This window comes from Stenotrophomonas sp. PvP093, assembly GCF_017876915.1.
Lineage (GTDB): Bacteria > Pseudomonadota > Gammaproteobacteria > Xanthomonadales > Xanthomonadaceae > Stenotrophomonas > Stenotrophomonas muris.
This window is the reverse complement of the sequence record NZ_JAGIOX010000004.1, coordinates 1,700,280-1,712,475: the sequence shown is the minus strand read 5'-3', so window position 1 is coordinate 1,712,475 and position 12,196 is coordinate 1,700,280. Positions and strand designations below refer to the sequence as shown.

General features: G+C 66.6%; 10 protein-coding genes. 4 read left to right on the top strand and 6 right to left on the bottom strand.

Annotated elements, in window-relative coordinates:
* Nucleotides 1-16 precede the first annotated feature (16 nt).
* Nucleotides 17-304: a hypothetical protein gene (locus J3A72_RS10425; protein ID WP_075076591.1), complete on the bottom strand. Its 288-nt coding sequence runs from the start codon at nucleotides 302-304 to the stop codon at nucleotides 17-19.
* Between the two features lie 130 nt (nucleotides 305-434).
* Complete coding sequence (locus J3A72_RS10420) at nucleotides 435-1,583, bottom strand: acyl-CoA dehydrogenase family protein (protein WP_049408570.1); 1,149 nt, start codon at nucleotides 1,581-1,583, stop codon at nucleotides 435-437.
* A gap of 153 nt (nucleotides 1,584-1,736) precedes the next feature.
* Between J3A72_RS10420 and J3A72_RS10415 the strand changes: the two genes are divergently transcribed.
* The 4 genes from J3A72_RS10415 (at nucleotide 1,737) to J3A72_RS10400 (ending at nucleotide 7,783) form a co-directional block, all read left to right on the top strand.
* On the top strand, nucleotides 1,737-2,666 hold the full coding sequence (locus J3A72_RS10415; RefSeq protein ID WP_014037755.1) for a metalloregulator ArsR/SmtB family transcription factor: 930 nt from the start codon (nucleotides 1,737-1,739) through the stop codon (nucleotides 2,664-2,666).
* 13 nt (nucleotides 2,667-2,679) lie between these two features.
* Nucleotides 2,680-3,771, top strand: a complete 1,092-nt coding sequence (locus J3A72_RS10410) for a homocysteine S-methyltransferase family protein (protein WP_075076590.1) — start codon at nucleotides 2,680-2,682, stop codon at nucleotides 3,769-3,771.
* Nucleotides 3,772-3,828: 57 nt separating this feature from the next.
* Nucleotides 3,829-6,513 (top strand): methionine synthase, encoded by a 2,685-nt coding sequence (metH, locus tag J3A72_RS10405; protein WP_075076589.1) that lies wholly within the window; start codon nucleotides 3,829-3,831, stop codon nucleotides 6,511-6,513.
* An 85-nt stretch (nucleotides 6,514-6,598) separates the two neighbouring features.
* Complete coding sequence (locus tag J3A72_RS10400; protein ID WP_075076588.1) at nucleotides 6,599-7,783, top strand: MFS transporter; 1,185 nt, start codon at nucleotides 6,599-6,601, stop codon at nucleotides 7,781-7,783.
* A gap of 12 nt (nucleotides 7,784-7,795) precedes the next feature.
* On the opposite strand, the gene J3A72_RS10395 is transcribed toward J3A72_RS10400, so the two are convergent.
* Genes J3A72_RS10395 through J3A72_RS10380 form a run of 4 tightly spaced genes read right to left on the bottom strand, consistent with a single transcriptional unit; the run spans nucleotide 7,796 to nucleotide 12,192 of the window.
* Nucleotides 7,796-9,868, bottom strand: coding sequence for an acyltransferase family protein (locus tag J3A72_RS10395; protein ID WP_075076587.1), 2,073 nt, complete (start codon nucleotides 9,866-9,868; stop codon nucleotides 7,796-7,798).
* Between the two features lie 48 nt (nucleotides 9,869-9,916).
* Nucleotides 9,917-10,597: a DUF2058 family protein gene (locus J3A72_RS10390; RefSeq protein WP_049408561.1), complete on the bottom strand. Its 681-nt coding sequence runs from the start codon at nucleotides 10,595-10,597 to the stop codon at nucleotides 9,917-9,919.
* A gap of 10 nt (nucleotides 10,598-10,607) precedes the next feature.
* Nucleotides 10,608-10,850, bottom strand: a complete 243-nt coding sequence (locus tag J3A72_RS10385) for a SlyX family protein (RefSeq protein WP_005410256.1) — start codon at nucleotides 10,848-10,850, stop codon at nucleotides 10,608-10,610.
* Nucleotides 10,843-12,192 carry a UDP-glucose/GDP-mannose dehydrogenase family protein gene (locus J3A72_RS10380; protein ID WP_032962083.1) on the bottom strand — a complete coding sequence of 450 codons (1,350 nt, stop codon included), beginning with the start codon at nucleotides 12,190-12,192 and terminating at the stop codon, nucleotides 10,843-10,845. Before J3A72_RS10380 ends, J3A72_RS10385 begins: the two co-directional genes overlap by 8 nt.
* Nucleotides 12,193-12,196 lie beyond the last annotated feature (4 nt).

Genomic DNA, 12,196 nt, shown 5'->3' with positions numbered 1-12,196 from the left:
CCGTTCGAGTCACGTCTCAGCGCAACAGCGCGACCACCACGCACACTGCCACGATTACCAGTGCAGCCCACTGCATCGGCACGAAAAAGAAATGATGGGGCGCCACTTCGCCCTTCTGCCGGGGTGCCCGGTTGAGCCACAGGCCCAGCAGCACGTTCACCGCCGCGCCAATGCTGGCACCCAGCAACACCTGCGAGAGTGGGGTGTCGCCCTTGGGGCCTGCGTGCGGGAAGAAATACGCCAGCAGCAGGATCGCTGCGATCGGCGTGATCAGTGTCAGGATTCCCCAACCACGATAGATCATCTGTGCAGACCGTATGGAAACGGCCTGCATTGGAACAGATCCGGCATCGTTCGGCCAAGAGCACAGCGCATCCACGCGTGGCGCGGATCGACCGGCCGCGCCGCCCTTGCAGCGGCGCGGCCGTTGCGTCTCAGCGCAGCCCGGTTTCGTTGCGGGCGATCACCAGGCGCTGGATTTCCGAGGTGCCTTCATAGATCTCGGTGATCTTGGCATCACGGAAGTAACGCTCCAGCGGCATCTCCTTCGAGTACCCCATGCCGCCGTGGATCTGCACCGCCTGGTGGGTGATCCACATCGCCGCTTCCGAGGCGGTGAGCTTGGCGATGGCGGCTTCGTTGCTGAAGCGCTTGCCCTGGCCCTTCACCCAAGCCGCGCGCAACGTCAGCAGCAGCGCTGCATCCAGCTTGCACTTCATGTCTGCAATCTTGGCCTGGGTCATCTGGAAGGTGCCGATGGCGGCACCGAAGGCCTTGCGCTCCTTCACGTACTCCAGGGTCGCTTCATAGGCGGCACGGGCGATGCCGATGGCCTGCGAGGCGATACCGATGCGGCCGGCATCGAGCACGCTCATGGCGATCTTGAAGCCCTCGCCTTCCTGGCCCAGAACGTCCTCGGCCTGCGCCACGTAATCATTGAACTCGATCTCGCAGGTGGCCGAGGCGCGGATGCCCAGCTTGGGCTCGGTCTTGCCACGACCGAAACCGGCCTTGTCGGTATCGATGAGGAAGGCGGTGATGCCGCGCGCGCCCTTGTCCGGCTCGCTCATCGCGAACAGCACGATGTACTTGGCCACCGGGCCGGAGGTGATCCAGCTCTTCTTGCCGTTGATGACGAAGGTGCCGTCGGCCTGCTTCACCGCGCGGCAGCGCATGGCGGTGGCATCGGAGCCGGACTGCGGCTCGGTCAGCGCGAACGCGCCAATGGCCTCGCCCTCGGCGATGGCACGCACGTAGGTCTGCTTCTGCTGCTCGGTACCGTGGGTGAGGATGCCGTTGCAGAACAGCGAGTTGTTGACCGACATGATGGTCGAATGGGCTGCGTCGGCGGCGGCGACCTCCACCATCGCCAGCACGTACGCAACCGGGTCCATGCCCGCGCCACCGTATTCGGTCGGCACTTCGATGCCCATCAGGCCGTTCTCGCCCAGCAGGCGGATGTTGTCGAGCGGGAACTCGCCGGTACGGTCATGGTGCTCCGCGCTCGGGGCGATCTTCTCCTGCGCGATGCGCCGCGCAACGTCCTGCAGCATCAACTGCTCTTCGGTAAAGCTGAAATCCACAACACCCTCCCGGGTACATGAAGTTATGGGCCGCATACGGCGCGCCCAGGTGCTCCGATTGTACCGGGGGCCGGCTGTTTCCGTACGCTGGCGACTTGACCGCGGCAGGCCTTCTCGGCGAATATATCTCTATATCGCGATAGGTAGATATTTATGGATCTGGAAGACTGGTCGACCCGCCTGAAGGTGTTCGCCGATGCCACCCGCGTGCGCCTGCTGGCGCTGCTGGAGCAGGAGGAACTGACCGTGGCCGAACTGTCGGCAATCACCCGGCTGGCGCAGCCGCGCGTGTCCACCCACCTGGCGCGCCTGAAGGAAGCCGGCCTGGTCCGCGACCGCCGTGCCGGCGTGTCGGCCTACTACCGTTTCGACGAAGCCCAGCTGGACCCGGCGCAGCGTGCATTGTGGCATGCCTTGAGCAACGGAAGCGACGACCCGTTGCTGCGCCAGGATGCCGAGCGCGTGGCTGCAGTGCTGGCCCATCGCGCCTCTGACCAGAACTGGGCCGACAGCGTGGCCGGCGACATGGAGCGCCACTACTCTCCGGGCCGTACCTGGGAGGCGCTGGCGCGCACCGCCTTGCCGTTGCTGGAGACCGGCGACGTGCTGGACATCGCCTCCGGTGACGGCGTGCTGGCCGAACTGGTCGCCCCCCACGCCAAGCGCTACATCTGCATCGATACCAGCGCGCGCGTGGTCGCCGCTGCCAGCGAGCGCCTGCGCCGGCTGCCCAATGTGGAAGTCCGCGAGGGTGACATGCATGCCCTGCCGTTCAAGGACGGCAGCTTCGACCTGGTGGTGCTGATGCACGCGCTGACCTATGCCAGCAAGCCGGCGCAGGCCGTAACCGAAGCCGCACGCGTGCTGCGCCCGGGCGGCCGCCTGCTGCTGTGCAGCCTGGCCCGTCACGAGCACAAGGCAGCGGTGGAGGCCTATGGCCACGTCAACCTCGGCTTCAGCGACAAGGAGCTGCGCAAGTTCGTCGACAAGGCCGGCCTGCAGGTGTCCAGCCTGGAAACGGTCACCCGCGAGAAGCGTCCGCCGCACTTCGAAGTGATTTCGCTGATCGCCAACAAGCCCTGAGCCCGAGACCACCATGCCCGCCCTGCCCTGGTTGCATCCTGACCGTGCCAACGCCCTGCTCGACGCCCTGCGCGAGCGGATCCTGATCATCGACGGCGCGATGGGCACGATGATCCAGCGCCATGGTCTGCAGGAAGACGACTACCGCGGCGAGCGATTCGCCGGTGGCTATGACCATGCGCACGGTCCCGGCTGCGACCACGGCACGCCTGAAGGCCATGACCTGAAGGGCAACAACGACCTGCTGCTGTTGACCCGGCCGCAGGTCATCGCCGACATCCATACCGCATACCTGGACGCCGGGGCGGATCTGGTCGAGACCAACACCTTCAACGCCACTTCGGTCAGCCAGGCCGACTACCACCTCGAACACCTGGTGTACGAGCTGAACAAGGCCGGCGCCGCCGTTGCACGCGCCTGCTGCGATGCGGTGGCTGCGGCCACGCCAAGCAAGCCGCGCTTCGTGATCGGGGTGATCGGTCCCACCAGCCGCACCGCTTCGATCAGTCCCGACGTCAACGATCCGGGCTTCCGCAACACCAGCTTCGACGCGTTGCGCGACACCTATCGCGAAGCCATCGAGGGCCTGATCGATGGCGGCGCCGACACCCTCATGGTCGAGACCATCTTCGACACGCTCAATGCCAAGGCCGCGCTGTATGCGCTGGAGGAGGCCTTCGACGCGCGTGGTGCACGCCTGCCGGTGATGATCTCCGGCACCATCACCGACGCCTCCGGGCGCACCTTGTCCGGGCAGACCGCCGAGGCCTTCCATGCGTCACTGGCGCATGCGCGCCCGCTGTCGATCGGCTTGAACTGCGCGCTGGGCGCCGAGGCGATGCGCCCGCACGTGGAGACCCTCTCGCAGGTCGCCGACTGTTACGTCAGCGCGCACCCCAACGCGGGCCTGCCCAACGCCTTCGGCGAGTACGACGAAACGCCTGAAGAGATGGCCACCACCCTGCGCGGCTTCGCCGAGGCTGGCCTGTTGAACCTGGTCGGCGGCTGCTGCGGCTCCACCCCCGACCACATCCGTGCGATCGCCCGGGCCGTGGCCGGGCTGCCGCCCCGCGCCCTGCCCGGTGTCCAGGAGCAGGCCGCATGAATGTCGCCGCCACCGTTCCACACTTCCCGCCCTCCTGCTGTTGAGCCGACGCCTGCCATGACGCCTGTCCGCCCTACCCGCCTGTCCGGCCTGGAACCCCTGGTCATCACTCCGGACCTGCTGTTCATCAACGTCGGCGAACGCACCAACGTCACCGGCAGTGCGCAGTTCCGCAAGCTCATCAAGGAAGGCCGCTACGAAGAAGCGGTGGACGTGGCCCGCCAGCAGGTCGCCAGCGGCGCGCAGATCCTCGACGTCAACATGGACGAGGGCCTGATCGATTCGGAAGCGGCGATGACCCGTTACCTTAACCTGATCATGTCCGAGCCGGACATCGCCCGCATCCCGGTCATGGTCGACTCCTCCAAGTGGAGCGTGATCGAGGCCGGGCTGAAGTGCCTGCAGGGCAAGAGCGTGGTCAATTCGATCTCGCTGAAGGAAGGCGAGGCGCTGTTCCGCGAACACGCGCGCAAGGTCCTGCGCTATGGCGCCGCCGCGGTGGTCATGGCCTTCGATGAAAGCGGGCAGGCCGATACCTGCGCGCGCAAGGTCGAGATCTGCACCCGCGCCTACCGCATCCTGGTCGACGAGATCGGCTTCCCGCCGCAGGACATCATCTTCGACCCGAACATCTTCGCTGTCGCCACCGGCATCGAAGAGCACGACAACTATGCGGTGGACTTCATCGAAGCCACCCGCATCATCAAGCAGACCCTGCCGTACTGCCACGTCTCCGGCGGCGTCTCCAACGTCTCGTTCTCGTTCCGCGGCAACGAAACGGTGCGCCAGGCCATCCACTCGGTGTTCCTCTACCACGCCATCGCCGCCGGCATGGACATGGGCATCGTCAACGCCGGCGCCATGCCGATCTACGACGAGCTGGAGCCTGAGCTGCGCGAGCGCGTCGAGGACGTGATCCTCAACCGCCGCAGCGATGCCACCGAGCGCCTGCTGCAGATCGCCGAGCGCTACAAGGGCAGCAAGGGCGCGGCGAAGACCGAGGACCTGGCCTGGCGCGGGAAGCCGGTGGCGCAGCGCCTGGCACATGCGCTGGTGCACGGCCTGGATGCCTTTGTCGAGGAAGACACCGAGCTGGCCCGGCAGGCCTCCAGCCGCCCGCTGGACGTGATCGAGGGCCCGCTGATGGACGGCATGAACATCGTGGGCGACCTGTTCGGTGCCGGCAAGATGTTCCTGCCGCAGGTGGTGAAATCCGCACGCGTGATGAAGAAGGCGGTGGCCTACCTGCTGCCGTACATCGAGGCGGAGAAGGCACGCAGCGGTGATACCGCCAAGAGCAATGGCAAGATCATCATGGCCACGGTGAAGGGCGATGTGCATGACATCGGCAAGAACATCGTCGGCGTGGTCCTGGCCTGCAACAACTTCGAGGTGGTCGACCTGGGCGTGATGGTGCCGGCGCAGAAGATCCTCGATGCCGCCCGCGAGCACAACGCCGACCTGGTCGGCCTGTCCGGACTGATCACCCCGTCGCTGGAGGAGATGAGCCACGTCGCCCGCGAGATGGAGCGCCAGGGCTTCGACCTGCCGCTGCTGATCGGCGGCGCCACCACCTCGCGCGCGCACACCGCGCTGAAGATCGACCCGCACTACAAAGCGCCTACGGTGTGGGTGAAGGACGCCTCGCGCGCGGTGGGCGTGGCCCAGTCGCTGATCTCACGCGACCTGCGCGAAGCCTTCGTCGCCGCCAACGAAGCCGACTATGCCGAGATCCGCGCCCGCCACCGCAACCGTGGCGACGCCAAGCGCCTGGTGACGCTGGAACATGCGCGCGCGCAGAAATTCCAGGGCGGCTGGGACAGCTACACGCCACCGGCACCGGAACAACCCGGCCTGCACGTATTCGACGACTACCCGCTGGACGAGCTGGTCGACTACATCGACTGGACGCCGTTCTTCCAGGCCTGGGAGCTGGCCGGCAAGTTCCCGGCCATCCTCACCGACGAGATCGTCGGCACCCAGGCCAGCGAGCTGTACCGCGATGCGCGCGCGATGCTCGAGCGCATCGTCGGCGAGAAGTGGCTGACGGCCAAGGCCGTGTTCGGCCTGTGGCCGGCCAACAGCATCGGCGACGACGTCCGCGTGCAGCACCCGCAGGGCGAAACCACCCTGCACTTCCTGCGCCAGCAGGTGGACAAGCCGGCCGAGCGCCCGGACTTCTGCCTGGCCGATTTCATCGCGCCCCTCGACAGTGGCAAGCAGGACTGGATCGGCGCGTTCGCAGTCACTGCCGGTATCGGCATCGACGCGCACGTCGCGCGCTTCGAGGCCGAGCATGACGACTACAACGCGATCCTGCTGAAAGCACTGGCCGACCGCCTCGCCGAGGCGCTGGCCGAGCGCCTGCACCAGCGCGTGCGTACCGAATTCTGGGGCCATGAGCGCGCCGAGGCGCTGGACAACGACGCCCTGATCGACGAGCAGTATCGCGGCATCCGGCCGGCGCCTGGCTATCCGGCCTGCCCGGAACACAGCGAGAAACGGCGCCTGTTCGACCTGCTGCAGGCCGAAGCAAACGCCGGCATGGAACTGACCGAGAGCTTCGCGATGCTGCCCACGGCCGCTGTCTCGGGCTACTACTTCAGCCATCCGCAGAGCCAGTACTTCGTGGTCGGCCGGCTCAGCCGCGAACAGGTCAGCGACTACGCCCGCCGCAAGGGCGTGGACCGCGCCCAGGCCGAACGCTGGCTGGCCTCCAACCTCGACTACGACCCCGAATGACACAAAAAGGGGACGGAGGGGATTAAGTCGCTTATGCACAAACGACTTAATCCCCTCCGTCCCCTTTTTGCCTCATCATCCCGCGATGACCGTTCCCGTTGCCCGTCTCTCCAGCTTCTACCTGTTCTATTACGCGGCGCTGGGCGCGTTCACTCCGTACTGGAGCCTGTTCCTGACCGCGCGCGGCATGAGCGTGACGGCCGTCAGCGTGATGATGGGCCTGTGGTACGCCACCCGCGTGATCGCGCCCAGCACCTGGACCTCGCTGGCGGCCGCATCGCCACGACCGATCCGCCTGCTGCGCGCGGGCTGCGTGCTGACCCTGCTCAGCTTCGCGGTATTCCTGCTGCCGCTGCCACAGCCGTGGATGTACCCGGCGATGGTGGTGTTCTGCTTCTTCTACAACGCGGTGATGCCGCAGTTCGAGTCGATCACCCTCACCCATCTGGGCAACGACAGCCATCGCTACGGGTTGATCCGGGTCTGGGGCTCGCTCGGCTTCATCGCCGTCGTGACCCTGTTCGGCTGGCTGATCGAAGATGACGGCACGGCCAGCCACGCCGGGCTGCTGCCGTGGATGATGCTGCCACTGTTCGCGCTGCTGGTCGCCTCGGCCTTCAGCAACCACTACGCGCGCGGCGTCGGCAAGACCGGCGGCGACGCCAGCGGCTTCTGGCAGATCGTGCGCCGACCGCCGGTGCTGGCGTTCTTCCTGGCCGCCTTCATGGAGCAACTGTCTTTCGGCCCGTACTACACGTTCTTTTCGGTCTACATGGACCATCACGGCTACCGCACCTCCACCCTGGGCCTGTTTTGGACCATCGGTGTGGTCTTCGAAGTGGGCGTGTTCTTCACCATCGGCCGCTTCTTCCGCCGCTATGACGCCAGCTGGATGCTGTTGATCGCGCTGGTCAGTTCCTGCCTGCGCTGGGCCGTGACCGCACTGTTCCCGGAAAACCTGCCGGTGATGCTGCTGGCGCAGAGCGCGCACGCGCTGGGCTTTGCGGCGTTCTTCGCAGCAGCGATGCAGATGCTGGCGACCTACTTCCCCGGTCGCCTCAATGGGCATGGCCAGGGGCTGCTGTACGGATTCTCGTCCGGTGTCGGCGGTGTGCTCGGCGCACTCGTTGCCGGCCAACTGTGGAAGATCGACGATGGTCGCACCGCGTTCCTGGCCGGCAGCGGCTTCGCCCTGATTGGCGCCCTGCTCTGTTTCTTCGCACTGAGCCTGCCGCTCATACGTGCGCGACGGAACAGCCGCGTGCGCTGACCCCTGCCCGGCTCAGCGCTGCAACAGCACCTGTTGCAGCGAGGGCAGCAGCACCCGGTTGCCATGCGCACTGAGATGATCGCCATCGAAGAACAGCGGCCGCCCATCGCGCTGGGCTGGACATAACGCGTCGTCGCACAGCACCGGCATCGGGTCCCACAGCACGCCACCTGGCAGTCCATCGACCACCTGCTGCAGGCTGCCCAGCATGGGTGCCCGCAACGTTTCCATCGCGATGCGCGTGCTGTCCAGGCCGTTGCGGCAGACCTCGTTGCGGGCATTGAAGCGGTCCGAGCAGCGATAAGGAGGCGCTGGCAGCACTGGCTTGGGCGCCTCCAGCACGATGCGCACGCCACGCTCGGCCAGGGGTCTCCACTGCGCGACCGCCTCGGCCACTTCGGCGTCGCGTCCTGCCGCGGCCTCTGCCGTCAGTTCGCCCGCCAGCTGCGCCTGCGCATCGAACAGCACGAACTGATCGGAAAGGCGTGGCACGCGCAACGACACCAGCACCACGGCATCCCCCGGCTGCGCACGCCGCGCGATATCGGCGAACACCGCGGCGTCGAAATCAGCGCAACCGGCACCGGCACCGCGCCACTTCTGCAGGCTCACCTGCGGGCATCCGCCGCGGCCATAGAGGGAGACCGCCGAGCCGGTTTCCAGGGCCAGTCGCTGCAGCAGTTCGATGTAGGCCATCGCATGCGAATCACCAGCAACGAACACCCGCTTCGGCGCGCCAACCGGTAGCGGGCGGTCGCAGTCTCCACGCGCAAAGGTGCGCGCACTACCGCCTTCGAAACGATGCTTGGCGACCACCAGTGCGCACTCGGGATAGTCACCGGCCACGCTCTTGCCATTGGGGTACCAATCGGCCGGATGCCGGCTGACCGTACTCAACGACAGCCGCGGCGCCTGCAGGTAGAGCACTGTCTGGATGCCGGCGGCGCACAGCAGTACGACCGCGCCGGCCAGCACCCAACGCCCGGGACGCAGGCGCTGCGCCAACGTGCCGCGGAACGGCTGTTCCACCCAGCGCCACGACAGCCATGACAGCAGCAGCACCAACGCCATCGCGGCGGTCATCTGCAAGGGTGTCTGCAAGCCCACGGTCCAGCGCATCAGCACGAACACCGGCCAGTGCCACAGGTACAGCGAGTACGACAGCTGGCCGATACGGCGCATCGGGGCGCTGGCCAACAGGCGCGCCACCCATGCCTGCGGATGATGATGCAGCGCCCACAGCAGGCCCGCGGTGGCGAAGGCCGGCAGCAGGCCGTCAGGCCACGGTGACCGCCCGGCACGCGCGGACCACAACGCCCACCCCAGCAGGCCCAGCGCCACCATGGCCAGCAGGGAGAACACCGGCGCGGCGCGCTTCAGTGCCTGGCCGGTTGCCGGGTCCAGCGATTCGCGCACATGCAGCAGCTGGAACAGCAGCACGCCCACCCCCAGTTGCCAGAGGCGGGTGCTGGTGGCATAGAACGCCCACGATGGCGGCGCCTCGCGCAGACCCAGCACCGCCGCATGCAGCAGCGACGCCATGCTGACCAGGCCGAACAGGCCCAGGCTGATCCAGCGCCCGCGCGCACCGCGCGCCCAAGCCAGGAACAGCAGCGGGAACAGCAGGTAGAACTGCTCTTCCACGCCCAGCGACCAGGTATGGGTGTAGGGATTGAATTCGGCCCTGGGCGCGAAATAGTCGTTGCCGATCGCTGCCAGCACCCAGTTGCTGAAGCCGAAGAACGCCATCAGTCCGGTCCTGTCACTGGCTTCGCTGAGCCAGGACTCGGGAATGAACAGCACGCTTGCCACGGCAGTCAGCAACAGGCAAGTCAACAGCGCCGGCGCGATGCGACGGATGCGGCGCGCATAGAAGCGCAGCATCGACTGCCCCAGCGACAGCGGCGGCAGCCGGTGTACCGACGCGCTGACCACGAAACCGGAGATGACGAAGAACACATCCACGCCGGTGAACCCGCCTGGCAACCAGGCCGGGTCCAGGTGAAACACGATGACGGCCAGCACAGCGATCGCGCGCAGGCCGTCAATGTGCGGCACGTAGCCACGGCTTGGATCAGCGGTCATCCCTTCCCCCACGGCCGCGACGGCAGCGCGCCCGCGGCGGTCACGCGTTTACCAGACCAGGTCGTCCGGCACCTGGTACTGCGGGTCCGCGTACGGATCTTCCTCGGCCGGCGCATTCGGATCGACCTTCAGCGCCACCGATGCGGCGAACACCGCCTCGCACTGCGCCAGCACCTCGGCGGTCACCAGCAGGTAGCGGCCATTGAGCTGGACCACACCCAGCTCACCGGCGTTGAGCGCGGTCAGCTGTTCGGCGGTTACATAGATGCGCTTGATCTTGCCGCCGTAGGGGAAGTGGCGGGCAATGTCCGCCGCTTCGGCATTCAGGCCCTTGTCCTTCAGCAGTTCTTCCAGCTTGGCCTTGGCCTCGCGGCGCACACGCGCCTCTTCCTGCTTCAGGCGCTCGGTTTCGATGCGCTCTTCCTTTTCCTTCTGCGCGCGGATGGCGTAGGCCTTGGCCAGGTCCATCTCTTCTGCGCTGCGCGGCTTGCGCGGGCCCTGCTGGCCCGGGCCACGCGACTGGCCGGGCTTGCCCGGGCCGCCATGGCCAGGACCACGACGCTGGCCGGGCTTGTGCTCGCCCTTGCCAGCGCCCTGCGGCTTTCCATTGCCGTTGCCACCCTTGCCCTGCGGGCGGCCATCACGGCGGGGGCCATCATTCTTGCGCTCTGGCTTGGGCGCAGGCTTGAAGCCCAGGCCCATCAGCTGGTCGCGGAGGGTATCGCTCATAGGATTCGGATCAGTAGTGCGGCGGCGGCGGTTCGCTCGCCGGATCGGAAGAATTCAGCGCGTTGCGGACCTTGCCCAGATCTTCCAGCAGCACGCGCAGCACGTCGGCGTTGCGCATGCCCTGCATGCGGGCATCGGCCAGCGCATCGCTCAGTTCGGCCAGCGCCTGTTCCTGGAAGGACACGCGCATTTCCAGTTCGACCAGGCGCGCTTCCAGCGCCTGCTCGCGTTCGGTTGGCAGCAGATCAGACATGCAGCGAGCGCCCCCGGCCAATGCCGTAATACGCCAGGCCCGCTGCTTCCACGTCCGCCGGCTCGTACAGGTTGCGGCCGTCGAACACCACCGCGTCCTTCAACTGCTCGCGCAGCGTCTGGAAATCGGGGCTGCGGAACTGCTTCCACTCGGTCACCACGACCAGTGCATCGGCGCCCTGCAGCGCCTCGTTGGCATTGCTGCAGAACACCAGGTCATCGCGTTCACCGAAGATGCGCTGCGCCTCATGCATCGCTTCCGGATCGTAGGCACGCACCGTCGCACCGCCTTCCCACAGTTGCGCCAGCAGGCGTCGGCTGGAGGCTTCGCGCATGTCGTCGGTGTTTGGCTTGAATGCCAGGCCCCACACGGCAAAGGTCTTGCCACGCACGCCTTCATCCTCGCCCTTGTCGTAATGGCGCTGGACCAGGGCGAACAGATGGCCCTTCTGCGCATCGTTGACCGCTTCCACTGCGTTCAGCAGTTTAGGCTCCAGGCCGGCCTGCTGCGCGGTGCGGGCCAGCGCCTGCACATCCTTGGGGAAGCACGAGCCACCATAGCCGGCGCCCGGGTAGATGAAATGCCAGCCGATGCGCGGATCCGAGCCGATGCCCTGGCGGACCTGCTCCACATCGGCGCCGACACGTTCGGCGATGTTGGCGATTTCGTTCATGAACGAGATCTTGGTCGCCAGCATCGCGTTGGCGGCGTACTTGGTCAGCTCGGCCGAGCGCACGTCCATTTCCACCACGCGGTCGTGGTTGCGGTTGAACGGTGCATACAGGCGCCGCATCACCGCCACCGACTCGGCGCTGGTCGCACCGATGATGATGCGATCCGGACGCATGCAGTCGGCAACGGCGTCGCCTTCCTTCAGGAATTCCGGGTTGGACACCACGTCGAAGGCGATGTCGGCGCCACGTGCCGCCAGCTCTGCGGCAATGGCGGCACGGACCTTGTCGGCGGTGCCCACCGGCACCGTCGACTTGTTGACCACCACGGTCGGCACGCTCATGTGCTGGCCGATGGTGCGGGCCACGGCCAGCACGTACTGCAGATCAGCGCTGCCATCCTCGTCCGGCGGCGTGCCGACGGCGATGAACACGACCTGGCCGTGGCCGATCGCGGCTGCGGCGTCGGTGGTGAACGTCAGCCGCGACGCGGCGTGATTGGCCTTCACCATCGGTTCCAGGCCCGGCTCATAGATCGGGATGATGCCCTGGTTGAGGCCATCGACCTTGGCCTGGTCGATATCGACGCAGACCACCTGGTGGCCGACATCGGCCAGGCAGGTACCGGTCACCAGCCCTACGTAACCGGTACCGAAAATCGCAACGCGCATGTCC